Origin of the sequence: Asticcacaulis sp. YBE204 (assembly GCF_000495855.1) — a bacterium.
GTDB lineage: Bacteria > Pseudomonadota > Alphaproteobacteria > Caulobacterales > Caulobacteraceae > Asticcacaulis.
On sequence record NZ_AWGF01000021.1, the window covers coordinates 42,804 to 66,546 of the forward strand.

General features: G+C 60.9%; 26 protein-coding genes. 9 read left to right on the plus strand and 17 right to left on the minus strand.

Going from position 1 to position 23,743, the window contains the following annotated elements:
* Window positions 1–42: 42 nt before the first annotated feature.
* Both AEYBE204_RS39750 and AEYBE204_RS38545 read left to right on the plus strand, forming a co-directional pair.
* Window positions 43–1,026, plus strand: a complete 984-nt coding sequence (locus AEYBE204_RS39750; protein WP_162148420.1) for an RcnB family protein — start codon at window positions 43–45, stop codon at window positions 1,024–1,026.
* A 211-nt stretch (window positions 1,027–1,237) separates the two neighbouring features.
* The gene (locus AEYBE204_RS38545) at window positions 1,238–1,684 is read left to right on the plus strand and encodes a hypothetical protein (RefSeq protein WP_023464016.1); all 447 of its coding nucleotides are present in this window, start codon (window positions 1,238–1,240) and stop codon (window positions 1,682–1,684) included.
* Here AEYBE204_RS38545 and AEYBE204_RS38550 read toward each other — a convergent pair.
* Both AEYBE204_RS38550 and AEYBE204_RS38555 read right to left on the minus strand, forming a co-directional pair.
* Window positions 1,681–3,072, minus strand: a complete 1,392-nt coding sequence (locus AEYBE204_RS38550; RefSeq protein ID WP_023464017.1) for an ABC transporter permease — start codon at window positions 3,070–3,072, stop codon at window positions 1,681–1,683. The two genes, AEYBE204_RS38545 and AEYBE204_RS38550, sit on opposite strands and share 4 nt — an antisense overlap.
* Window positions 3,072–4,010, minus strand: coding sequence for an ABC transporter ATP-binding protein (locus AEYBE204_RS38555; protein WP_023464018.1), 939 nt, complete (start codon window positions 4,008–4,010; stop codon window positions 3,072–3,074). The genes AEYBE204_RS38550 and AEYBE204_RS38555 overlap by 1 nt, the downstream gene beginning before the upstream one ends.
* 345 nt (window positions 4,011–4,355) lie before the next feature.
* On the opposite strand from AEYBE204_RS38555, the gene AEYBE204_RS38560 reads away from it, so the two are divergent.
* Together AEYBE204_RS38560 and AEYBE204_RS40510 are read left to right on the plus strand one after the other, a co-directional pair.
* On the plus strand, window positions 4,356–4,823 hold the full coding sequence (locus AEYBE204_RS38560) for a hypothetical protein (protein WP_023464019.1): 468 nt from the start codon (window positions 4,356–4,358) through the stop codon (window positions 4,821–4,823).
* Between the two features lie 40 nt (window positions 4,824–4,863).
* The gene (locus AEYBE204_RS40510) at window positions 4,864–5,034 is read left to right on the plus strand and encodes a hypothetical protein (protein WP_023464020.1); all 171 of its coding nucleotides are present in this window, start codon (window positions 4,864–4,866) and stop codon (window positions 5,032–5,034) included.
* 65 nt (window positions 5,035–5,099) lie between these two features.
* On the opposite strand, the gene AEYBE204_RS38565 is transcribed toward AEYBE204_RS40510, so the two are convergent.
* The gene (locus tag AEYBE204_RS38565) at window positions 5,100–5,324 is read right to left on the minus strand and encodes a hypothetical protein (RefSeq protein ID WP_023464021.1); all 225 of its coding nucleotides are present in this window, start codon (window positions 5,322–5,324) and stop codon (window positions 5,100–5,102) included.
* On the opposite strand from AEYBE204_RS38565, the gene AEYBE204_RS38570 reads away from it, so the two are divergent.
* Window positions 5,325–5,513 carry a hypothetical protein gene (locus tag AEYBE204_RS38570; RefSeq protein WP_023464022.1) on the plus strand — a complete coding sequence of 63 codons (189 nt, stop codon included), beginning with the start codon at window positions 5,325–5,327 and terminating at the stop codon, window positions 5,511–5,513.
* A gap of 75 nt (window positions 5,514–5,588) precedes the next feature.
* Here AEYBE204_RS38570 and gatB read toward each other — a convergent pair whose 3' ends face one another.
* The 6 genes from gatB to AEYBE204_RS39760 form a co-directional block, all read right to left on the minus strand.
* A complete protein-coding gene (gatB, locus tag AEYBE204_RS38575; protein WP_023464023.1) occupies window positions 5,589–7,091 on the minus strand; it encodes an Asp-tRNA(Asn)/Glu-tRNA(Gln) amidotransferase subunit GatB in 1,503 nt (500 codons plus the stop codon).
* A 59-nt stretch (window positions 7,092–7,150) separates the two neighbouring features.
* Window positions 7,151–7,519 (minus strand): type II toxin-antitoxin system VapC family toxin, encoded by a 369-nt coding sequence (locus AEYBE204_RS38580; protein ID WP_023464024.1) that lies wholly within the window; start codon window positions 7,517–7,519, stop codon window positions 7,151–7,153.
* Window positions 7,516–7,758 carry a type II toxin-antitoxin system Phd/YefM family antitoxin gene (locus tag AEYBE204_RS38585; RefSeq protein ID WP_023464025.1) on the minus strand — a complete coding sequence of 81 codons (243 nt, stop codon included), beginning with the start codon at window positions 7,756–7,758 and terminating at the stop codon, window positions 7,516–7,518. Before AEYBE204_RS38585 ends, AEYBE204_RS38580 begins: the two co-directional genes overlap by 4 nt.
* A gap of 96 nt (window positions 7,759–7,854) precedes the next feature.
* On the minus strand, window positions 7,855–8,340 hold the full coding sequence (locus AEYBE204_RS38590) for a hypothetical protein (protein WP_023464026.1): 486 nt from the start codon (window positions 8,338–8,340) through the stop codon (window positions 7,855–7,857).
* Between the two features lie 222 nt (window positions 8,341–8,562).
* Window positions 8,563–9,036: a glycine zipper 2TM domain-containing protein gene (locus AEYBE204_RS39755; protein ID WP_023464027.1), complete on the minus strand. Its 474-nt coding sequence runs from the start codon at window positions 9,034–9,036 to the stop codon at window positions 8,563–8,565.
* A gap of 191 nt (window positions 9,037–9,227) precedes the next feature.
* Window positions 9,228–9,674: a glycine zipper 2TM domain-containing protein gene (locus AEYBE204_RS39760; protein WP_023464028.1), complete on the minus strand. Its 447-nt coding sequence runs from the start codon at window positions 9,672–9,674 to the stop codon at window positions 9,228–9,230.
* A 324-nt stretch (window positions 9,675–9,998) separates the two neighbouring features.
* Between AEYBE204_RS39760 and AEYBE204_RS38600 the strand changes: the two genes are divergently transcribed.
* A complete protein-coding gene (locus AEYBE204_RS38600) occupies window positions 9,999–12,227 on the plus strand; it encodes a TonB-dependent receptor (RefSeq protein ID WP_023464029.1) in 2,229 nt (742 codons plus the stop codon).
* Window positions 12,228–12,304: 77 nt separating this feature from the next.
* On the opposite strand, the gene AEYBE204_RS38605 is transcribed toward AEYBE204_RS38600, so the two are convergent.
* Genes AEYBE204_RS38605 through AEYBE204_RS38615 form a run of 3 tightly spaced genes read right to left on the minus strand, consistent with a single transcriptional unit; the run spans window position 12,305 to window position 14,151 of the window.
* Window positions 12,305–12,898 carry a glycoside hydrolase family 19 protein gene (locus AEYBE204_RS38605; protein WP_023464030.1) on the minus strand — a complete coding sequence of 198 codons (594 nt, stop codon included), beginning with the start codon at window positions 12,896–12,898 and terminating at the stop codon, window positions 12,305–12,307.
* A 52-nt stretch (window positions 12,899–12,950) separates the two neighbouring features.
* A complete protein-coding gene (ung, locus tag AEYBE204_RS38610) occupies window positions 12,951–13,667 on the minus strand; it encodes a uracil-DNA glycosylase (protein WP_023464031.1) in 717 nt (238 codons plus the stop codon).
* A 40-nt stretch (window positions 13,668–13,707) separates the two neighbouring features.
* Entirely contained in the window at window positions 13,708–14,151 is a 444-nt protein-coding gene (locus tag AEYBE204_RS38615; RefSeq protein ID WP_023464032.1) for a DUF3617 family protein, read from the minus strand.
* Window positions 14,152–14,391: 240 nt separating this feature from the next.
* Between AEYBE204_RS38615 and AEYBE204_RS38620 the strand changes: the two genes are divergently transcribed.
* Window positions 14,392–14,913 carry a superoxide dismutase family protein gene (locus AEYBE204_RS38620; RefSeq protein WP_023464033.1) on the plus strand — a complete coding sequence of 174 codons (522 nt, stop codon included), beginning with the start codon at window positions 14,392–14,394 and terminating at the stop codon, window positions 14,911–14,913.
* 385 nt (window positions 14,914–15,298) lie between these two features.
* Here the strand turns inward: AEYBE204_RS38620 and AEYBE204_RS38625 are convergent, their stop codons facing one another.
* The 3 genes from AEYBE204_RS38625 to AEYBE204_RS38635 form a co-directional block, all read right to left on the minus strand.
* Entirely contained in the window at window positions 15,299–15,874 is a 576-nt protein-coding gene (locus tag AEYBE204_RS38625) for a YSC84-related protein (protein WP_023464034.1), read from the minus strand.
* Window positions 15,875–15,969: 95 nt separating this feature from the next.
* Window positions 15,970–16,587: an RluA family pseudouridine synthase gene (locus AEYBE204_RS38630; RefSeq protein ID WP_023464035.1), complete on the minus strand. Its 618-nt coding sequence runs from the start codon at window positions 16,585–16,587 to the stop codon at window positions 15,970–15,972.
* Window positions 16,584–17,246: a peptidoglycan DD-metalloendopeptidase family protein gene (locus AEYBE204_RS38635; protein ID WP_023464036.1), complete on the minus strand. Its 663-nt coding sequence runs from the start codon at window positions 17,244–17,246 to the stop codon at window positions 16,584–16,586. Before AEYBE204_RS38635 ends, AEYBE204_RS38630 begins: the two co-directional genes overlap by 4 nt.
* Window positions 17,247–17,379: 133 nt before the next feature.
* Between AEYBE204_RS38635 and AEYBE204_RS38640 the strand changes: the two genes are divergently transcribed.
* Window positions 17,380–18,168, plus strand: a complete 789-nt coding sequence (locus tag AEYBE204_RS38640) for a DUF72 domain-containing protein (RefSeq protein WP_023464037.1) — start codon at window positions 17,380–17,382, stop codon at window positions 18,166–18,168.
* Window positions 18,165–19,253, plus strand: coding sequence for a hypothetical protein (locus tag AEYBE204_RS39765; protein WP_155908511.1), 1,089 nt, complete (start codon window positions 18,165–18,167; stop codon window positions 19,251–19,253). Before AEYBE204_RS38640 ends, AEYBE204_RS39765 begins: the two co-directional genes overlap by 4 nt.
* A gap of 223 nt (window positions 19,254–19,476) precedes the next feature.
* On the opposite strand, the gene AEYBE204_RS38645 is transcribed toward AEYBE204_RS39765, so the two are convergent.
* Both AEYBE204_RS38645 and AEYBE204_RS38650 read right to left on the minus strand, forming a co-directional pair.
* Window positions 19,477–21,402 carry a prolyl oligopeptidase family serine peptidase gene (locus AEYBE204_RS38645; protein WP_023464039.1) on the minus strand — a complete coding sequence of 642 codons (1,926 nt, stop codon included), beginning with the start codon at window positions 21,400–21,402 and terminating at the stop codon, window positions 19,477–19,479.
* A 74-nt stretch (window positions 21,403–21,476) separates the two neighbouring features.
* Entirely contained in the window at window positions 21,477–23,363 is a 1,887-nt protein-coding gene (locus tag AEYBE204_RS38650; RefSeq protein WP_023464040.1) for a glycoside hydrolase family 2 protein, read from the minus strand.
* Between the last annotated feature and the right edge of the window lie 380 nt (window positions 23,364–23,743).

Below are 23,743 nucleotides of genomic sequence, written 5' to 3' on the forward strand. Positions count from 1 at the left end.
CACGAGGAAACCATGCAAAAACGTCATTTAATGGCGACCACCATGTCCGCGATAGTCGCCTTGTCGCTCGTCGCACCGATGGCTCAGGCCGGCACCGTACGTCCGGCCGAACAGGCCCGAGAACGCGCTCAGGCGGAAACCCAGCAACGCGAACAACAGGTCGCCCAGCGTCAGGAAGCTCCGCAAAGGCAGGAGCGTCCTCAACGTCAGGAGCAACCGCGTCAGGAGCAACGTTCGGAACAACGCCAGGAGCGTCCGCAAGGCCAGTCCGGCGGCGATCGCGGCAATGCTCAGCAGCGCCCGACCAACCCGAACCCCGGTGCGGACACGCGCGGCAACGGTGGCGGCCAGTGGCAAGGCCGTCCGGGCCAGAATGCCGGTCAGAATCCGGGCAATACCGATAATCGCGGCACGCAGCAGCGCCCCAATAACCCCGGCAATGACGGGCGTAACAACGAAGGACGCGGCACGTGGCAGAACGGCTCTCAGCAGCGTCCGACCCGTGACGGTCAGAACCAGACGCCAAATCCGGGTCAAACCCAAAACCGTCCTGATCGCAACGACAATAGGGGCAACGACGGGCGTGGCAATGATCGCGGCGGTTGGGATCGTAACGACAATCGCGGAAACGACGGACGTGGTGGCTGGAACGATAATCGCAACAGCGACAATCGCGGCGGCAACTGGAACAATAATGGCCGCAACGACCGCTATGACTGGAACTCGCGCCACAGCTACAACTGGCGTACGCACCGCGACTTCCGCTCCTATTCCGGCGTTCGCATAGGCTTCTATTTCGCCCCGCGCTACGGCTATTACCGCGTGCCGACGGAATATTACGGCTATCGCTATGAGTATGGCGACATCCTGCCGCGCTATTTCTACAGCTACCGCGTCTACGATCCGGACTACTACTACCTGCCTACAAAGCCATACGGCACGGAATACTACTTTGTCGGCAACGACATCGTCCTTGTCGATCTGAGGACCGGCCGGATTATCGACATCTTCTATGATGTCTTCTGATTTGGCAGCGCTTTAAGCCAACCCCTCCGGTGTCATGCCGGAGGGGTTTTTGTTTGGGCGTATCAAAACACCGATTTATCCCGCCATTATGAGTCCGCAGAACCTTCCCGGCTTGGCGCTTATTTTTGCACCGCATTTCAGCCGGAATAGCGGCGTTTTCTGCCTTGCGTCAGCGCGGTCCTTCGCGCGCCATCCATTCAGGAAACGCACAATGAAATCGCAATTTATCATCTCCGCCGCCGCAGCCCTCAGCCTCGCCGTCGCTCTGCCCGCCTCGGCGCAACTGCTGGGCGGGTCCGGTCAGGCGACGGGCGGGCTCACCGGCCCCCTCGGTCAGGCGTCAGGCTCGCTGCAAGGTCAGGGTCAGGTCGATCTTAAACCCGGCGAAACCCTCAGCGAGGCCCGCGCGCGTACAGGCGCCGCCTTCGACGCTACGAAGGACAACGCCTATAATGCAGCCAATAAGGCCAAGAACAGCGCTTCCGACACGACCACCGCCACGAAAAATGCCGCTCAGAAAGCCATCGACGAAGCCGCCAACGCGGCGCCGACGGCGGACGCCAACGCCACCGTCAACGGCGATGTCAGCGCCAATAAGGACGGGGTTTCGGCCAATGCGGACGCCAAGGCCGACGCGAAAGTCGAAAAGAAGGACTAAGCCTTCACCAGTCCCGCCAGGGTGCGCCAGCTGAACTTGCCGTTCCCCAGCGCGCCCTGCATGAAGGCTCTCGTCCCCAGTCGGATCATGATCCACGCTGTCAGCCCCATGCCGCCCAGCGTCGCGGCGATTTCCCACCACGGCGCGCCTTCCATCAGGCGTAACGGCATGAGGAACGGCGTGAACAGCGGAAACCACGACAGGTAGCGGATCAGCGGCAGGTCGGGCGACATCATAGCTGCCTGCAAGCTCAGCATCGGGATCATCAGTACGATAACGATCGGCCCCATGATCGCCTGGGCGTCCTTCTGCGACTCGCAGAACGCGCCGATGGCGATAAAGGTAATCCCGAACATCAGGTAGCCACCGACGAAATAGGCGACCATCAGCGCCACCTGATGCGGCGCGAAGATCAGCCCCAGAAGGGTGCGGATATTGTCCACCGCGTCCGGTGGCATGAAGACCACGCTGTACCCGAAGACGCCCATGCCGACGCCGCCCCATACGGCGGCCACCGTTACCATGACCATGAAGACGCCCAGCACCTTGCCGAGCAACAGACTGCCCGCAGGTGCCGAGGTCAGCAGCACCTCCAGCACCTTGGACGACTTCTCCTCGATGATCCCCGACAACAGAATCACCGACGACGAAAAGATCGCCATCCAGGTGATATAGCTCATGATCACCCCGGCGAAGCGCGGGCCGTTTTCCTTGAGATTTTCGCGGAACGAAGCGCCCTTGTCGCCCTTGGCGGCGGCAATGGCCGGCGTCAGACTGCGGATTTCGGCGTGCGTTTCCTGCAAGGACCGCGCGACTTCGGGCGCTATGCCTTGTTGCTGCGCCGCATAGCGGAATTGCAGGGCATCGAGATCGTCCCCCAGCCGGTTTTCCAGCCGTCCCTTCTTCTTGGCCGACCACAGGTCGAAGGCCAGACGCGGCGTGGGCCCGGACGTCAGATAGGCGACCACGACGTGTGTGACGGGCGGCGATTCCATCGACATGAGCTGGGAAATCTTCACCTCGGCCGCGTCGCGCGTCATCGTCGCCGACAGACCGTCCGGCAAGGGTGCGACCTTGAGTCCGCCTTTTTTAGCCATGCTGGACGCTACCGTGCGCGCCATAGTGTCATTTTTCACCGCATCCGACATCTGTATGGCCTTGAGCGCCGGGTCTCGCGCCTGAACCAGGCCGGTCAGTTCCGGAGTCAGGTTCTGCCCGGACAGGTCGAGGACGGCCACCGTCTGCGGCGCCTCGCCCGACCGGCTCATCATCAGCGGGATCAGAGCCGAGCCGAGCATCAGCAGCGGCAGGGTGACCAGCGACAGCCAGAAACCGACGGTCTTGACGAAGGCGAGATATTCGCGTTTGGCGATCAGCAGGGTTTTCATCAGGCGTCTCCCCCCGCCAAAGAACTTGTAAGCACAATGAAAGCGTCGTGCAGGGTCGGCTCGTGCGCCTCGAAGCGCCGCACGTCAAGCCCGGTGAGAAACGCCGCTTTCAGCGCTGCGTTGGGGCTGACGCCAGTGGCGAATTTCAGCCGCCACAGATGCGCGCCCTCGTCTGCCGCGCCCCCGTCTACCACCTCGGCCACACCGGGCAGGGCAACGACCTGTTCGCGCGACACCGCGCCTTCGAGTTCGAGGTAACGCGGGGCGGCGGCGCGCGCCTGTTTCAGCGTACCTTCGAACACCTTGCGTCCCTTGGTCAGCATGACCACGTTTTCACACAAACGCTCGGCGTGTTGCATGACGTGGGTCGAAAACAGCACCGTCGCCCCGCGTTTGGCCAGATCGCGAATGACGTCCTCAAGCCCCTGCTGATTGACGGGATCGAGACCGGAAAACGGCTCGTCGAGGATGACCAGTTCCGGTTCGTGAACCAGACAGCCGATCAGCTGCACCTTCTGCGACATGCCTTTCGACAGGGATTTGATCGGTTTGGTCATGAATTCGCCGAGGCCCTGCGCCTCCAGCATGGCGATGGCGCGCTTGCGGGCGACCGACGACTTGACGCCCTTGAGCCCAGCCAGAAAGACGATCATGTCGACCGGCGTCATCTTGCGGTACAGGCCGCGTTCCTCAGGCAGAAACCCGATGCGGTCCAGCACCTTGGCACCTTCGCCGCCCAGTACGGTGATCTTCCCTGCCGACGGGGCCGACAACCCCAGCATCATGCGCACGCTCGATGTCTTGCCCGCACCGTTCGGCCCCAGAAAGCCGCAGATCGAGCCCCGCGCCACCTGAAAGCTCAGGTCGCGCACCGCAGTGAAATCGCCATAGGTTTTCGATACGCCCTCAAGGCTCAGAGCGAATTCGCTGTGCGGCATATGGACCGTCCCCCGTATATTCCGGCCTCAAGTGTCTCATGCCGCCCGTCCGCGTACAAGATTAATGTGGGAAACGCCCCCGGCGGCATAGGGATAAGATAAGGGCTGTTCACGTCGGATAAGCACCGCGATGAAAGCGTGCGGCTTTTCGTAAAACATGGATCGGCCAATAACGCCGTTAGGAGTGGATAACGGCGCTTTTTTACCCTTTCCGGATTAAAAAATAAAAGTCGCAAAGCGCGGATAAGTTCGGGCAAGCCTTTCACAAGTTTACGAAAATTGCGTGGCGCGCCCACACGTCTAAACTCTGGTTCCGTTATCCGCACCATCCCTCCAGAGGACATCATGACACTCAAGCATACCCTCGCCGTGGCCGCACTGCTGAGCGCCGTCGCCGCCCCCGTGACTTTTGCGCAAACCCTGACCCCGGCACCCGATGCCGAACCGCTGGCCACCGACAAGCCGCAACAGGCCCCGATGACCGATGAAGCGCCGATGGCCAAGCAGGCTCCGACCGCCAAACAGGATCTGAAGTCGCAGAACGACGCCACCGCCATGCTGAACGCTCAGGCCCTGCGCGCCGCTCAGGCCGAAGACGCCTCGATGCCGGCCAGCGACACGACCAATGTCCCGCCGCCGCCGACCGATACGCAAACCCGCGAACCCCTCAATAGCGCCGATCCGACAGCAGCCCCCGATCCGCAGATGCCGATCGACCCGAACGCGCCCAAGACGGAGATGAAGGAGCCGGTGCCGCCCCTGCCGCGCACCGATACCCCGGTTCAGGAAGACATCCCGCCGGTCAACAAGTAAGCCTTTCCAACCCTCCTGATCCTTCAGGAGGGTTTTCCTTATGGGGCAAGGCTATTCGATCGAAAACGAATGTCACATCCCCGATCCCATCGTGGGGGCCTATGCCATATCCGGCCTGATGTACGATACCGATCGCACGACCCTGACCCCGCAATTGAGCGCCTGCGTTCTCACCGCTAGCGGCGACTGGTACCTGATCCAGCTGACGTAGATGAGCCGTGCCAATAATGTAACGCGGGCAACCCTGCGCTGGTGGCGGTTTTAACTTTCAGGGTTTTATTGCGGCAACGACATGCCGATCCGGGCTTTTTCCGGCGTAATTTCCCGCCTGCCGGGCAGATTGAGGCCCTTTGCGGGCGATTGCATCAGAATTGCTGCAATCGTTTGTAGCGTCGCCGCAATCGCCATAATCGCGGTCTTAATCGCGTCGCAAAGCGGGCGCTTCCTCTGCCGCGCCGCCCCCAAATCTCGGAGGGACGGCATGGCAAAAGGAACATGCATATGTCCAAAATCGTTACGTCTGTGGCCGCCGCGGCGGTCGTTCTGGGTCTCAGCTTCGGCGCCGCCAATGCCGCGACCGCCCCTAAACCGGCTGAGAAGCCCGCCGCTGTTCAGGCGGTGAAGAAGGCCGAAACGCACAAGCATCACGCCAAAAAGGCCGCGACCCCGACCAAGGCCCCGACCAGTTAATTCGTTCCAGATTGCCACTTAAGCAGAAGCCCTCCCGAGTCCACCTCGGGAGGGCTTTTTCTGTTCCTGGCGCGCTTAAAGGCCCAGCTTCGCCTTGAGTATTTCATTGACCGCCGCCGGATTGGCCTTGCCGCCGGTAGCCTTCATGACCTGCCCGACGAACCAGCCGATGGCCTGAGGCTTGGTGGCGACCTCGGCGGCCTTGTCCGGATTGGCGGCGATGATGTCATCGACGGCCTTCTCGATCGCGCCGGTATCGGTCACCTGCTTGAGGCCGTGCTTTTCGACGATCTCGGCGGGCGTGATCGCGCCCTGACCGTCCCACATGTGCTCGAACACCGTCTTGGCGATCTTGCTGGAGATGACATTGGTCTCGATCAGTTCGACCAGACCGTTGATGTGCGCGGGCGGCAGCGGGCTGTCGGCGATCTCCAGCCCGTCCTTGGTCAGACGCGCCAGAAGCTCGTTCGTCACCCAGTTGGCGACCAGCTTGGCGTCGCGGCCCTTGGCGGCGGCTTCGTAGTAATCGGCGCGCGCCTGTTCGGTGATCAGCACGGTGGCGTCGTACTGGCTCAGGCCGTACTGCGTCATCAGGCGCTGGCGCTTGTCGTCGGGTAATTCCGGCAGGGACTTTTTGATGTCCTCGATCCACGCCAATTCGAGTTCGAGCGGCAGCAGGTCGGGATCGGGGAAGTAGCGGTAATCGTGCGCCTCTTCCTTCGAACGCAGGGAGCGCGTCTCGACCTTCACCGAATCGAACAAGCGAGTCTCCTGCGTGATCGACCCGCCGTCTTCGAGGATTTCGATCTGACGGCGCGCTTCGTACTCAATGGCCTGTTGCATGAAGCGGAACGAGTTGACGTTCTTGATCTCGCAGCGCGTACCGAACGACGCCCCGACCTTGCGGACCGAGACGTTGACGTCAGCGCGCATATTGCCCTTTTCCATGTCGCCGTCGGACGTGCCGAGATAGACGAGGATGGTGCGGATCTTCTTGAAATAGGCCACGGCCTCTTCCGCCGAGCGGATGTCGGGCTTACTCACGATTTCCATCAGCGCCGTGCCCGCGCGGTTCAGGTCGACATAGGTGGCGGTCGGATCGAGGTCGTGGATCGACTTGCCCGCGTCCTGTTCAAGGTGCAGGCGCTCGATGCGTACGATCTTCTGCGAACCGTCGCTGAGGTCGATCGACACCTCGCCCTCGCCGACGATGGGGTAGAAGAGCTGCGAAATCTGATAGCCCTGCGGCAGGTCGGGATAGAAGTAGTTCTTGCGGTCGAAACGCGAGTGGGCGTTGATCTGCGCCTTGAGGCCCAGCCCCGTCTTCACCGCCTGTTCGACGCAGAAACCGTTCAGCACCGGCAACATGCCGGGGAAGCCCGCGTCGATCAGCGACACCTGCTCGTTAGGCCCCGCGCCGAAGCCGACGGCGGCGCCGGAAAACAGCTTGGAGGTCGAGGCGACCTGCGCGTGGATTTCCAGGCCGATCACGAGTTCCCACGGACCGGTCCGGCCCTGAATGAGTTTGGCGGTTTCGGCCTCGCGGCCTGAGTCGAGCGGAGAAGCAATGTTTGTCATAGGCGATCTATAGCGATTGCCGACGCGCGCGAAAAGAGGGGAAGTCAGTAATTACTTACTTATAAATACTGCTGAACGACCGGATCGACCGTGATCAGTTCGATGCCTTCGACCACCGACTGCGCGACCAGTATGCGGTCGAACGGGTCCTTGTGCAGCGGCGGCAGGGTATCGACCAACACCGCGTGCAGGCTGAGGATTGGCAATTCCTGATAGCCATTGTCCAGAAGCCCCCGGCGTAAGCGGCGCGGATCAACCTGAAAATCGTCGCGGCCCAGACCGCGCTTGATCGCCACTTCCCACAGGCTGGCGGCGCTGAATAGCAACTCGTTGTCGGAATTTTCAAGGCGAAGGCGGATATCGGCAGGCAACCGGTCAGGTTCCCCCGCCGCCCACAGCAGGATATGCGTATCGAGCAGCAGCTTCATTCGCCACCGAACAATACGGCGATCTCAACTTCACCCATACGGTCGAAATCGTCCGGCACCCTGATCTGACCTGCCATGAAACCAAGTCGTCGCACCTGATTTCGTGTCGGTGCATCGAGCGCCGTTACCTTGGCCACAGGCTTACCGGCCTTGGCGATGATGATGCTTTCGCCTTTTGCGGCTTGTTCGACCAGACGCGACAAATGCGTCTTGGCCTCGTGAATATTGACCGTCGCCATGCGTCACCCATTAAACTAAGTCTTATTAGTTTAGTCTAAAAATGACTCTCAGGCAATATAGCAAAACGCCCGGTGTTTCCACCGGGCGCCGTGTGCTTAGTGACGGTCGGGACGGTCGCCACCGGGCCGGTCATTGCGATTATCGTTGTTGCGGTTATCGTTGCGGTCGTCGCGGCGGTCGTCCCTGCGATCATCATGACGATCATTGCGCGGGTCCCACTTCATCGACTTGCCGTTCTTGTGGGTGTAATAGACCTTGTAGGCCGGACGGTCGTAGAAATAGGCGATGCGGTAACCGCGCGGCGCCTTCGGCGGGTCGTAGCGGTTGCCGCTGAACACGTAATACTGGCCGTTCAGGCAATTGGCATTGGTCGTATAGGTCGTGGTCGTGGTGCGCGAACCGCCGGGACCCCATTCGGTGTTGCGCGTCTGACGGTAGGTTTCCTTCTGATAGCAGAAGCCGTCATAGGTGCGGGTTTGCGTCTGATTATAGGGACGCGGCTGAGCGCTGGCGGTCGTCGCCATGCCGCCGGTCATCAGGGCCGTGGCAGCGATGGCCATCATCGTCTTGGTCGTGTTCATAGCTTTAGCCTTTCGTGGGTTGCGCGGGCCGTTGGCTTGCCCTCGAACGAGTGTGAGCCTTGCGGCTTGAACCTCATCTGAACGAAGCATGACCTTTAAAGCCGCGGCATTACGGCGCTGAAACTATTCGGTTTATGCGTTGCGGAACTATGGCTGAGTCCTTTCGGAATATAAAAAACGCCCGCTGTTTCCAGCGGGCGTCGAAGGCGTCAGGCGTGGTGATTAGTGCTTGTGCTTCTTCGGCGGGGCCCAGGTCTGCACCTTGCCGTTCTTGTGTGTGTAGTAGGTATTGTAGACCGGACGCTCGCCCGCATTATAGTAGGCGACACGGTAGCCCTTGGGCGCCGCCGGCGGGGCGTATTCGCGACCGTCGAAGACGTAATACTGGTTGTTCAGGCACTGACGGACGGCCTTTTCCTTCTCGTGCTCGCCGATCTGGTTGCCGATGATGCCGCCGACGACCGCACCGGCCACTGTGCCTTCGGTCTTGTTGCCCTTGCCCGCAACGACATTGCCGATCACCGCGCCGGCACCGGCACCGATCAGCGTGCCCTTCGTCTTCGTGTTCTGCTCTTTTTCATAGCAGAAGCCGTCGAGACGGTTTTGCGCCGAGGCCGGGGCCGAAACCATGAGGGCGGCGGCCATGACGGCCAGACCGAAGCCGGAAGCGATACCTTTGTGAGCGGACGTGGTCATGTGAAACTCTCCTTTGAGACCGGATTCTGTGAGGCCAATATAGCCAGTGCGCCTGAACCCAAACTGAACAGGCTGAAAATCTTTCAATGATTGAGCCTATGCCGCCCGCCTGCGGCAGAATTCGGGCAGGGCCGGGTTTCACGCATAAAAAAGCCCGGCATGAGACCGGGCTTTTCCGTTATATTGATCGCTTAACGGCGATAGGCATAGTCCTGACCGTCGCGACGGACCCAGTAGCGATCGTAATACGGACGCTGAGTGAATTGGGCGACACGATAACCTTCAGGGGGCGCTTCCGGCGTGTAATATCCGCGATCATAAATATAGTAGCGGCTGTTGAGGCAGTTGGCCGCCGACGTTTCTTTTTCCTTGTTTTTCTTACCGACCTGATTGCCGATCACGCCGCCGACGATGGCGCCCAGAATCGTGCCTTCGGTCTTGTTGCCCTTACCGGCGACGACATTGCCGACCACGGCACCGGCGCCGGCGCCGATCACCGTCCCTTTGGTGCGGGCCGAGCTCTCTTTCTGATAGCACCAGCCGTCATAGCTCTGCGCAGAGGCGGAAGCGGTCGCGGCCAGAGACAGGACACCGGCCAAAGCGGCAGCGCTCAACAGGATTTTCGTCTTATGTGTCATAGTGCACCTCTATATTTAGGCCCGCCGGTTTCCGGTTACGGGCAGTGTGCCCGTGCATGGGCGCTTCGTGATATCGAGACAGTGAACCTGACGAGCTAAACTTTCGATGCCCAAGCCGGGGGGTGAAATAAGGATAGGGGAAAGAACCTTCCCTTACGGAAATGGCAAAAAAGCCATAGATTTCGCGCTTGCAACAAAACCGCCACGATCCCGTTGCAAAAGCGACATCCTGTGTTAGCGTAACCCCGCTACCCCTGACCAACAAAGGGGCGCACAGGGGTAAATCGCGGGGGAAGGACATGAATCCATTGAGGAAAACCCAGCATGTCCAAACTGAATCAACGCGCACCGAATAAACTGACCGCTGCCCTGAGCGGCGCTTCCCTCCTCGTCCTCAGCCTGTGCGCCGGTCAGGCCGTCGCCGAAGACGCCCCGCCCGCTGAAGACGGATCGGTCACCGAAGTCGTCGTCACGGCTTCGCGCCGTCTGGAAAAAGCCATCGACGTGCCGATCGCCGTCACCACCATTTCCGGCACCAAGCTCGACGTCATCAATTCGTCCGGCCTCGACATCCGCGTCCTGTCGGCGCGCACCCCGTCGCTGACGGTGGAATCGTCCTTCGGCCGCACCTATCCGCGCTTCTATATCCGCGGCCTCGGCAATCCCGATTTCGACGTCAATGCCGCCCAGCCGGTATCGGTCGTCTATGACGGCGTGGCGATGGAAAGCCCGATGCTGAAGGCCTTCCCGATCTTCGATCTGGCCTCGGTCGAAGTCCTGCGCGGCCCGCAAGGCACCCTGTTCGGTCGCAACACCCCCGCCGGTGTGGTCAAGCTCGATTCGGCCAAGCCGTCGGACATCTTCGGCGGCTATTACAGCGTCGCCGCCGGCAACCTCGGCACGGTCAATGCCGAAGGCGCGATCACCGGCCCGCTCGGTCACGGCTTCACCGCCCGCCTGTCCGGCCTCGTTCAGCGCCGCGACGACTGGGTCGACAATATTTCGGGCTCGGCCATCTCGCCCAAGAAACTCGAAGGCTATGAGGACAAGGCCCTGCGCGCGCAACTGGCCTATGAGAACGGCAATTTCAATGCCCTGCTCAACGTCCACGTCCGCGACCTTGACGGTACGCCGCGTATCTTCCGCGCCGGTGTGTTCCAAAAGGGTACCAACGACTTCATCGCCGGTTTCGACATCAAGAAGGTGTCGCTGGACGGTCTGGCCAGCCAGAGCCTGTCGTCGGGCGGCGTCGGCCTGACGATGTCCTATGCCTTCGAGGGCATGGGTACGCTGAACTCGATCACGGCCTTTGAAACGGCCGAGGTCTCTTCGACCGGCGATATCGACGGCGGCAGCATCTATAGCGGCACCGGCCTATATCGCGGGGCCTTCCCATCCAATACCGGCGGCACGTCGAAGCCGACCGAGTTCTCGCAGGAACTGCGCTTCGAGACCGAGCAATTCGGCAAGTGGCGCGGTCAGTTCGGTGTCTATTACTTCACCCAGACCCTGAAATTCTCCGAAAAGGGGTACGATAGCGCGGGCAAGCAGAACCAGAACGTCCTGCACGACAACCTGAACATCAACTACGGCCTCTTCGGTTCGGCGGAATATCAGGCGACCGACAAGCTGACCCTGCGCGGCGGCCTGCGCTATTCGTCCGATCGCAAGAAGGATCTGGTCGGCGGTCAGGCGACCCTGCCCGGCGTAACCCTGCCGGTGACGACCCGCGTCGACGGCGACAACGTGTCGGGCGATTTCAGCGCCACCTACGTGCTGACGCCGTCGGTCAACCTCTATGCCCGCGTCGCCACCGGCTATCTGGCCCCGGCGATTCAGGATCGTGTCAACTTCTTCGGCGCGCCGACCACCGCCACGGAACAGACCTCGACCTCCGGCGAAGTCGGCATGAAGGGCGTCTTCATGCAGCGCAAGTTGCGCTTCGACCTGAGCGTCTATGCGTTCGAGACCAAGGACATCCAGCTGACCGCCGTCGGCGGCTCGGTCAATACGGCCAAGCTGATCAACGCGGAAAAGGCCATCGGCCGCGGTATCGAAATCGACCTCGAAGCCCGTCCGATCGCCAACCTCGTCCTGACCGCCGGCGCCAGCTACAACTATACCGAAATCCAGGACCCCACGCTGGGCGTCGGCCCCTGCGGCGGCGGCTGTACGATGCGCGATCCGATCGTCGGCGGCTTTGCCCGTATCGACGGCAATCCGCTGCCTCAGGCCCCGAAGCTGGTCACCAACCTGACGGCGCAATATAGCTGGCCCCTGACCAGCGGCGCCAAGGTCTTCGTCTATGGCGACTACGCCTATCGCTCGACGGTCAATTTCTTCCTCTACGAGGCCGTGGAGTTCAAGGGCAAGGCCTTCGGTCAACTGGGCCTGCGCGGCGGTTATGTGACGTCGGGCGGCATGGAAATCGCCGCCTATGTCCGCAACCTGTCGGACGAGATCGTCGCCGAAAGTGCCATCGACTTCAACAACCTGACCGGGATGGTGTCGGAACCCCGCACCTATGGCATCAGTCTGAAGAAGGCGTTCTAAAAAAGCGCCTTGGCTGGGCCGAACTTCGTTTTGGAGCCATACAAGGAAAGCCCCCGGTCATGGCCGGGGGCTTTCTTTTACGCGGTCAGCGCCACGTGGAACTGTCTGGCATAGCCCGCGATGGTGCTGGCGCGGTCCACGCCATTGATGATGCGCCGCGCCTCGATCCAGTCGGTATGGCTTTGGGTGAAATAGTCGCCCAGTGCCTTGCCGCTGAACAGGCCGCGCGTCATGCCGACGAACAGGATCCTCGCGGCGATATCAGGCTGCACGGCCAGATCGGGTTCATTGATCAGGTCGATCCCCAGCACTTCGCCCATGCGTTTGTAGTTGGCCTTCCACGTCAGTTGCACAAAGCCTCGTCCGGCATAGCGCACGCCGTCACCGGGCGTCAGGTTGCCGTTCTTCCGCGCCAAAGCCGCGCGCGCCGGATCTTTGCTGTGCGGGTCGTACATCCGCCTGAGATAGGCCGCACCGCCCTTTTCCTTGGCCGGCTGCATCGTAAAGCCCGTCTCGTGATAAGCCGTCGCCAATCCGTAGGCCAGTTCGCGCGCGTCGTCGGCCTGCCACACCGCAAGGATGGCTTCGATCCCTTCGACCTGTTTCGGTTTCAGCTTTCCACCGAACAGCGAGGTGCGGATAGAGGTATAAAAACGGTCGCGATCAGTCATGGTAGGGCCCTCTTAAAGAGGAACAGCCTAGGCGCACGCCGCACGACGGGGATTAATCGAGGGGATTTTCCGGCAAGGCCCAGTCGATGGGGTCGACGCCCTTCATGTCCAGCCAGGCATTGGCCTTGGAAAACGGGCGGCTGCCAAGAAATCCGTTGTGCGCCGACAGCGGCGACGGGTGCGCCGATTTGAGGATCAGGTGCCGCGACGGATCGACGAATGAGGCCTTTTTCTGGGCATAAGCCCCCCACAGAATGAAGACCACCGGCTGCGGCAGTTCATTCACCCGCGCGATCACCGCGTCGGTGAAACGCTCCCAGCCCTTGCCCTGGTGAGCGGCGGCCTTGCCTTCTTCGACGGTCAGAACACTGTTGAGCAGCAGAACGCCCTGCTTCGCCCAGGCTTCGAGGAACCCGTTCCGGGCGGGCGGGATACCGAGGTCGGCGTTCAGTTCCTTGTAGATATTGATCAGCGACGGCGGGATACGCACGCCCGGGCGGACCGAAAAACACAGGCCGTGCGCCTGACCTTCGCCGTGATAGGGGTCCTGCCCCAGAATGACGACCTTGACGGTGTCCGGCGGCGTCAGGTTGAGGGCGCGGAAATATTCGTTACCTCTGGGAAAAATGCGCTTGCCCGCCGCCTTCTCGGTTTGCAGAAACTGTTTCAGCACCTGCATGTAGGGGCTGGCGAATTCGTTGGCCAGCAAGGCCTTCCATTGCGGGTCGAGGGCACCGTCGGGAGCGGTTTGGGTCGCGGTATCGGTCATGCGCGCATCAAGCCGCGACTCCCGCGTACGGTCAAGGCCGTCACGACTTTGTGCAGTTGCCAACCCTGCGCCCGCTCAGGTCGATATCGACGCGCGTACCGGATTTCGTACCGCTCACCTTGCCGGTCAGGGTATCGCCGGCGAAGGTGATCTGGCCCGTAGCATCGGCCTTGTCGCATTTGGCGACCCAGCGGACCGTATTGCCGTCGCGCGTGATTTGCTGGTTCGGGCATTGGGCGCTGGACAGGGCTTTGGGCGGATTGCGACGGTCCTCGGCGCTCAGGCACACCGTGTCGGTATTGGCGGGCAAAGACAGGCCGCTGATCCGCGTCATGGCGGTGACTTCCCAGGCTTCGTCCTTGCCTGTAGACGGGTTTTCGGTCGCTGCCACAGCCTGTTCGTTGAGCGCCATCGACACCACCGGCACGACGCCCATGACGACGAAGGCAAAGACAAACCCACCAATACGCTTGAACACCGACATGATAACTCCACCCATAAATGCGCAATCGTTTCTCTAGCCGGGGAAGGGTTTGCGGCAAAATGCGGAGCGTGGCCTCCTTTGATAAAGAGGCCATAAAGACACCGGTTAATGATTGATAATGGTTCGCAGTCGTGCAAGTGTGCCCACCAATGGCGGGGGCCAATACGCGCATCCCAAAAAGTGCTCTGCGGTTTTTGGATCAGATGCGCGACCAGAAAAACGGTATTATAGGAACACACAATGCGCGCAGTACTTCTGTCCGGCCTTCTGGCCACCGCTCTCGCTTCAGCCGCCTGCGCGGCGACGCCCGGCACCCTGACCGGCAATGACGGCAAGGCCATCGGCACCGTCACCGTCACCCCGGCCCCCAAGGGCGTTATCCTGAAAATCGACGCTGCGGGCCTGCCGGAAGGTTGGCACGGCGTCCATTTCCATGCCAAGGGCGATTGCGGCGACACCGCCAAATTCCAGAACTCCGGAGGGCACGTGCACGATTCGGCCGCGGCCCTGACCCACGGCCTGCTCAATCCCGCCTCGAACGATTCCGGCGACCTGACCAATATCTACGTCCACAAGGACGGCACGGTGAAGGCGGAAATCTATTCGTCTTTCGTCGTGGCCGAAGCCAAGGACGGCTCGGCGCTTCCGGCGCTCAAGGACGCGGACGGCACCGCCGTCGTGATCCACGCCTCCGCCGACGACTACACCACCCAGCCGATCGGCGGCGCCGGTGCCCGCATCGCCTGCGCGGTCCTGCCGTAGACGCGAAACGTTTTTAATTTACCGGAAAACCCCGTCATTTATGGCGGGGTTTTTTCGTTTGTGGCTGAAGAAAACGGTTAAGCTATCTCCCTCCTCCCTACGCAGTGAGGAGGTGGCGCGACGAAGTCGTGACAGAGGGGTACGACTCCGAACAACACAGCACGTTGAATAGCTTGGCGTTATCCCCCTCCGCCTCAACGCTGTGCGTTTCGGCCATCGCTGGCGAAGGCTATACCTTCGCTGACGCTATACCCCACGCAAGCGTAGGGAGGAGGGAGAAAAAGAAGGCCCTCCCGTATCGAACGGAAGGGCCAGTTGCTCAGGGAAGTCACCCAGAAAGACTTACCGAGATCTCTGAGGAAGAGATGATGTGTGCCGCCAGGGGCTAATTTTTGATCTTCGAAATCTTGGTGCCTTCGATCGACACCCCGGCCATCAGGCCCTGCTGATTGAAAATGAACGCATAGGCGTCGTCTTTCAGCGTCGAGGTCGACAGGTTCGCCGCCAGACCTTCGTCGACCACGACCACCGTCGGGCCGACACCGATTTCCCAGCCCTTGGTCTCCTTGATGTAGGTCACGGCCTTGTCGGTCATCAGGAATACCGCATAGCCGTAGGACTGCGCCCCGGCCTGAAGGCCCCAGGAGCCCGAAAACGAGTTGTAATAGGCGTCGTCCTCGCCCTTGTGCGTCAGGACGCCTTCGCCATAGGCCCCGCCGAAGACCAGACCGGCCTTGACGACGTTCGGGAAGACCAGAACGGCCTTGGCCTTGGCGCCGATGGCCTTGGCGGTCGGGTTTTTGGCATAGAGGTTGGTCAGCGCCTGTTTCGCATCGAGGTCCAGATCGGCCTTAGTGGCTTGCGCAAAGGCGGTTTGCGGCAGGAGCGCGGGCGTAACGGTTGCGCCGGCGACGACGCAGGCCATGAGGATTGATTTCAGCGAAAAGTCTATTTTGAACACGGCAACCTCATGTGTTGAATGAGGTCAATTGACCATGCCCAAGGTTGCGATCCCATCCGACAGGGGGCCGCTTCGCATAAAGAGCGCGTAAAAAATCAGAAGGCGGCAGGCGCTTCGAATCGCAGAGCTTCGCCAGTCACAGGATGCGGCAGGTCAAGCCGTTCGGCGTGCAGCCACAGGCGCGAGCTCAAAGCCTGTATTTCCGTGGGTGCATAGAAGACATCGCCGATGATAGGATGCCCCAGCGCCATCATATGCACACGCAACTGATGCGACCGGCCCGTGACGGGTTCCAGTTCCACCCGCGTCCGGTCAGCCTCACGCGCGATGACGCGATAGCGCGTCAGAGACGGCTTGCCGATGGTGTAATCGATCATCTGCTTCGGGCGGTTGGGCCAGTCTGTGATCAGCGGCAGATCGACCTCGCCTTCCTCATCCCTAACCTGCCCGGCCACCACCGCCACATAGCGTTTATGCACCCGACGCTCGGCGAAAGCGATGGACAGGGTCCGGTGCGCTTCGGCCCCGCGCGCCATGACGATCAGACCGGATGTCGCCATGTCGAGCCGATGCACGATCAGGGCGTCGGGCCATATCGCCTGAACGCGCGGGGCCAGCGAGTCCTTGTTTTCCGGCAAACGGCCGGGAACGCTCAACAACCCCGCCGGTTTATCGAACACCAGCAGGGCGTCGTCTTCGTACAGGGGTATCATGCAATCCCCAGAAACGGACGCGGATCGGGACAGATCGTTTGCCAATGATCCCGTTCTGAGCGTTTGAACACACCGGGAAAGTCGCCGATCCTGTCGCCGATATCGAGGATCAGCTGAAAATGCAGGTGCGGCGACCAGCCGCCATTGACGTCGGGCTCACCCAGCGCCGCCAGACGATCGCCCTGCGCAAATTCCTTGCCGACATAGAGATCCTCAAGACTGTCGCGGCTCAGGTGCCCGTACAGCGTCCAGAAGATCATGTCCGGTTCCGGCATGTGCTCAAGGATCACCGTCGGGCCGTAATCCTTGAGGTTGTCATTGTCCTGAAACGAATGGACACGACCGTGGATCGGCGCGAACACGTCAGACCCGGCTGGCGCAAAGATGTCGATCCCCAGATGCACGGTTCGCCGCTCCCCGCCCTCTCCGGCAAAGACGTCGCTGTCGTAGATACCGCGATCCTCATCATATCCGCCGACGCGCAACGGCTCCCCCGGTTGAACCGCCCATCCCGCCGGAATATCGCTGCCCCAGCCTTCCGCTTGCAGACCGCCCGCATCGAGACGGATCGGGCGGGCGGTCGCAAGACCCGCCATGACCTCCGCACTCGGTTCAGTGCGGCGCGATTGCCAGTCGAGAAAGGTTTTAAGATCGCTCATACGCCGTTTTATCGTGGAGGTCGCGCTTCGTCCACGCCCTGCTGACGTTTGTTGGCAATTACAACGTACATGCATTTTCCCACTCGACGCCCGCTGCGGTTTGGCGTTCAGTGCGGCAAACGGAGGTACTCCCATGAGCGTCTATATCGGCATCGGCGGCTGGAATTTCGAACCCTGGCGCGGGACCTTCTATCCGGACGGCCTGTCGCAGAAAAAGGAGCTGGAATATGCCAGCCGACAACTGACCTCGATCGAGATCAACTCGACCTATTACGGTACGCAAAAGCCGGAAACCTTCGCCAAGTGGCGCGACGATACGCCCGACGGTTTCATCTTCTGCGTCAAGGGGTCGCGCTACACGACCAACCGCCGGGTTCTGGCCGAGGCCGGGGAGTCGATCGAGAAATTCATCGGCTCCGGCGTCACCGAGCTGAAGGACAAACTCGGACCGTTCAACTGGCAATTCATGGCGACGAAAAAGTACGATGCCGAGGATTTCGAGGCGTTCTTGAAACTGCTGCCGAAATCGCACGACGGAGTGGCGCTCCGTCACGCGGTCGAGGTGCGCAGCCCGACCTTCCAGAACGCAGAGTTCATCGATATGGCGCGCCATTACAACGTCGCCGTGGTCAATGCCTTCGATGAGGACTTCCCGCAGATCGGCGATCAAACGTCGGACAGCTTCGTCTATATGCGTCTGCTGGGGACTGAAGAAAGCGAGCCCATCGGGTACAGCGAGGCGGCGCTCGATGAATGGACGACGCGGTTGAAGACGATCTCGCACGGCAAGGTGCCGGAGGATATCGCCTGCGTCGGGCATAGAGGTGACGGCAAGCCGCGCGATGTCTTCGCCTATGTGATCAGCGGCGACAAGGTGAAGAACCCGCACGCCGCCAAGGCGCTGATTGAGAAGCTGAAATGAGAGCCCTGTCACTAGGTTTGCTTATGCTGGCCGGTGCGGCGAATGCCGAGCCGCATGTGTCTCAACGTTTGCTGAACGATTACAAAGCTCTTCAGGTAACGGCTCAAGGTTTGAAAGACCCGACCATTCGTGCGTCAACCGTCGATGCGCTGACACCGGGCACCTGCATCCGGCACCGCGCCAAGCTCAGCGAAGCCGACAAGACCGCGATCATCGGGCAACTGGCGGCGCGCGGTTTTGTCGCCGATATCAGCGCCGCGACCATGACCGGGGTGTTTCCGCCGCTGAACGGCGACGGCACGGCCTGCCCCACCTCGCCGCAGTCCTTTGCTGCCTCGCCGGGCGGGACGCTCTATTCGCACCACGGCTGGCCGGGCGGTCTGCCGGAGCATGAGTTGCTCAATCAGCGCATCGGCGCCGACCTGTCGAAGCATTATACCAAGGCAGGCGATGTGCCCGTCGATGCTGACCTCGTCTCGGCGGCGGCCATCTGGCACGACTGGGCCAAGATCATGGTCTTCCAGTGGAAACCCGACGGGACGCTGCTCTCCGAACTGCGCATCGGCGGTCCGGCGGCGACGGGCTCTCACCACATTCTCGGCATAGCCGAAACCATGGCGCGCGGGCTGTCGCCGCGTCTGGTGATCACGCAGGCCTGTGCCCACGCAGCGCCTTTGGGCGACGACGCGCCAAAGTTCGTCGTCTGGCTGGAGGCCGCCGCGATCATCGCCCGCGTCGATCCGGTAAAGGCGGGGTATTTGCGTCAAACGGACAAAGGTCTTGACGTGAACTGGAGCAGCGGCCTGACCGGCGAGAGCGGAATCTGGCGCGAATGCCTGATCCACACCGCGTCGGACGACAACTATAACCACTCACACACGGTCTCGACGGCAGCCGACGACGTGCTGAAAAAGCTGGCCCCGCAGTTCGGTTATGATCCGGCGGCGGGGAACTATCTGATGAAATACCGCCACGTCGCGATGTCTGAACTCGGTGGCGACCGCATTCAGGCCCTCCTCAGTACGCAGGGCGAAGCCGCGGTGCTGGCGGAGTTGCAGAAACTGCGGAAGAAGGGGCTGATTTAAATTCTTATACCTCCCCAACTTGTTGGGGTATAGCGCAAGCGAAAGTATAGCTTTCGCCAAGCGATGGGACCGCACGAGCCAACAAGTTGGGGAGGTGTGGTGGTGGGGGTTCTTCTTACTTGCTTATGACAACAGCCGCTGAATCTCCGTAAGGCACCCCACCACCCCGCCCTCCGGGCGCGGTCCCACCTCCCCGCACTAAAGTGCAGGGAGGTATAGGCGGTTACTCCCCCAACAAGGTCTTTTCCCAGAAGATCAAACTCGCCCAGAACTGATAGTCCTGATTGGCTTTCTTGGCGAAGCCGTGGCCCTCATCCTTGCCCACCAGATGCCAGGCCATGCCGCCCTTGGCGCGGACGGCGGCAACCATCTGATCGGCTTCGGATTGCGGCACGCGCGGGTCATTGGCCCCGGTCACCACCATCAGCGGAATGTTGAGTTTCGCCACCGAGGTCATCGGCGAGATTTCCAGCAGCTTGGCTTTTTGCTTCGGGTCGCGCTCGTCGCCGTATTCGACGCGCCGCAAGTCGCGGCGATAGCTCTGTGTGTTCTCAAGGAAGGTGACGAAGTTCGAGATCGCCACAACGCAGTTGGCACCTTTCAGCCGTTCGCCGTAACGGATGGCGACGGCGTAGCACATATAGCCGCCATACGACCCGCCCGTGACGGCGATCTTCGACGCATCGACGCCGGCGTCCTTGTCCAGCACGTCGAGGAAGGCCCCGATATCCTTGACCGAATTTTCGCGCAGGAACGGCCCGTTATCCAACGACACGAAGCGCTTACCGAAGCCGGTCGAACCGCGCACGTTCGGATAGAAGACCGCGATGCCCAGTTCGTTGACCAGATAGTTGGTGCGCCCGAGGAAGCCCGTCGTCGACTGGCCTTCCGGCCCGCCGTGGATATTGACGATCAGCGGGCGTTTGCCGGGGAACTTCTTCGGATCGGGGCGATAGAGGAAGCCCGACACCTTTTCCTTGTCGAACGAGGTGACTTCGACAAACTGCGGCTCGGCATTGACATTGGGGTCCAACCCGCCGGTTTCCGACTGCGTCCAGCGCTTGACGGTCATGGTCTTCGGATCGACGGAATAGGCATCCGACGCGGCCTTGGCCGAGGCGAGCGTCAGGCCGATCTCGCCCCACGGCGCGAAGTCGAACCCGCCGATGGTGCCGTCCGGCAGGCCGGTGACCGGCGTCGATTTACCGGTCTTCGGATCGAGCAGACGCAGGCGCGTGACACCCGCTTCATTGACGGAATAGGCGATCATGGAACCGTCATCAGAGATATCGAAGCTGTCGACGTCCCACTTTGGTTCGGGCGATTTCGGCGTGAACTTGCCGGTCTTGATATCGAGCGTGCCGAGGCGCTGGAAGTCCGAACCTTCGTCGGACGTCACCCACAGCGTGCCGTCGGGCGCGAAGGTCGCGCCCCCATAAGCGATGTCCTTCTTGTGGTCGCCGATGGGCGTCTTCTGGCCCGAGGCGAGGTCGAGCAGGTACAGGTTCGACTTGGTCACCGACACATATTCCGCGATGACCGCGGTCTTCTTGTCCGGCGCGAAGTCGGCGAAACCCCAGCCGCCGCCCTTGACCTCGGCGACCATCTTGTCGGTCTTCGGGTCGCGCGGGTTCATCACATAGAGGTCGTTGTCGGTGCCGTTGCGGCGCGTCGAGCTGTAAGCGATCAGTTCGCCGTCCTTCGAGAAGCCCTGAAAACCGTTGCGGCTCTTGCCGTCGGTCAGAAGCGTCAGCTTGCCGTCTTTCAGCGTATAGAGCTGGAAGAATTCGCTGCCGCCGGTGTCTTTCGAGACCAGCAACACGTCGCCCTGCGGCGACCAGCTGCCGCCGACGGGCTCGGCCTCGAACGAGATCTGGGTGCGCGCGCCCATCGGCATCTTGACGACATGAAGCTGCGCCACATTGCCGAAACGCGTCGAAATCAGCATCGATTTGTCGGTCGGGTTCCAGCCGCGGAAAGCCGCCGTGCGGAATTCCATATAGGGCCGGGTCGCCGCCACCATGGCGTCCGGCACCGTCGGGATGCCGTCGGCGATCAGGTTGGCGGGCTTTTCCGCGTCGGCCAAGGCCGTCATCGGCAAGAGGGATACACCTACGGACATGGCCAGCAAGGCCAGTGATTTACGCATGATTCAGCTCCCAGCTTCAAAAGATGCCAGACTAAATCACGATCCCGTCGCCTGTGATACTAAATTTTCCGCAACTATTGGGGCTTCTCGGCGGCCTTCTTAGTGTAGTAGTCGGCCAGCACCTCGAAAGCCGCCTTGCGCTGCCCGGTTTCAGACAACAGCCCCTTGCGGTTCCAGCCATTCTGGAACACCGGATGTTCGCGGCGCGGCGAGCGGAAGTCCTTGAGAATCCACGGCGACATGCCGCGCAGATTGTCGATCTTGCCGACCATCTCCAGCGTCTTGCGGTAATATTCGGCCTGATACTCTTCCGAGAACTTCTTCGAACCGTCGGCGACGTGATAGCCCGCCAGAGCGTCCGCACCGAACTCGGAGAAGACCAGTGGCTTGTCGTTGGGCACATCCCAGCGAAGCGACGGCAATTTGTCCAGCGTGTCGTCCCCGTACCAGCCGGCATAGGTGTTGACGGCCATGACATCGAGCTTATCGAGCAGCGGATCGGCAATGTGGATGGTCGTCTGACCGTTTTCGACACTGGCTTTCACCAGAAGTGCTGCGCCAACCAGTCGTGTCGGATCGAGGGCGCGCGTTGTATCGGCAATCGCCGAATGGAAGCGCGTGCGCGGTTCTGCCACCGGGGTCTCGTTGCCGATGCTCCAGATGATCACCGCCGCGCGGTTGCGGTCGCGGTAGATGGTTTCACGCTGCATCCGCAGTGCTGTTTCCAGCACTGCCGGATTTTCCCAGTCGACCGTCCAGTAGACGGGGATTTCGCTCCACACCAGAAGCCCCATCTCGTCGGCCAGACGCACGGTCGTTTCCGAATGCGGATAGTGCGACAGGCGGACATAGTTGCCGTGCAGGCCGTATTTGATCTCGCTCAGCAGGGCACGTGCCGCCGCTTCGGTGATGATGCGGCCCGGATTATTGCCGAACTCTTCTTCGTGCAGCGAAATACCGCGCAGGAAAATAGGCTTGCCGTTCAGCAGGATATCGGCACCCTTTGCGACGATGGTGCGGAAGCCCATGCGGTCTTTCAGCGTGTCGCCCGCTGCCGAGAAGATGACGTCATAGAGTGTCGGGCTTTCGGGCGACCACAGTTTCAAACCTTTCGGCGCCTTGATATCGAAGGCGGCAAAACCTTTCGCATCGGTCGTCGCCGTGGCCTTGATGCCCGTGCCACTAACCGCGAAGGTCACGCCCTGACCTGCGGCATTCGGCCCATTCAGTTGCACGCTGCCGGTGATGCGGCCCTGCGGCGTCAGGGTCGCGGTGGCGTCGTCGACAAACGTCGCGGGGGTGTAGATCAGGCGCACCGGGCGCGTGATGCCGCCATAGAGGTCCCAGTCGGTGATATCGGTCGGGATCGTCTTGCCATCGTGCTTCGAATCGACCCCGACCGTCAGGCGGTTCTCTCCCGCTTTCAGCGCGTCGGTAATTTCAAAAACGAACGGCGTGAAACCGCCTTCGTGGCGGCCGATTTCCTTGCCGTTCAGATAGACATAGGCGCGGTAATTGACCGCTTCGAAGCGCAGGAACGCGCGGCCCCCGTTCAATGCTTTGGGCGTGAACTTGCGCTGAAACCAGATCAAGCCGTCATAATAGCGCAGTTCCGGCTCCGCCGCGTTCCACGCACCGGGGATCGTCATCTGCGGCCCGCGATCCATGTCGAACTCGAAAAAGGTCGTCCCGCCCTTCGCTTCTTCGGCGGCGACATCGAGGTCGCGATAGCGCTGCATCCGCGACTTGGCGACCCAGCCGTTGATGTCGGTCAAACCGGTACGATACAGATCCTTGGAATAGGTCCAGGTTCCCGACAGGTCGTCGCTCGTCCGATTGATCGCCCCCGTCAGCAGGAAATTGGGCCTCAAATCTTTATTAAGGTCTTGGGAAAAAGCCGGGACCGTCAAACTCAGACACAGGCCTATGACAGCGGCCATCAGGCGAGATAAAACGGACATAGGCGTCTCCGGTCGTTTTTTACGGGCCACGGCCCATTGGTCGATCTATTTTCGACCTATAACGCGCAAAGGCAGACCAATTCAATCCTGTTCGCGCAAAATCGCGCTTAGAGAGTTGTTCAATCGTTTGCGAAAATGGGGCTACCATCCATCATTATAAAATTAGCGCATAAATTGCATAACCGCACCTTTTGCGACTTCCTTATAATGGAATCTCTGCCCTTATATTTTATCCTTACCCGGATCAGCCTAGCCGTATAAGCGCAATCAAAGCCATTGCCTGCGATTATGCCGCAGTCGGACGAAATCCCCTCATAATTGAACATAGTCTGGCCCTGCTTTCGCCCGAAAGATAGGGAATTATAGTTAAAGGCCCCGCC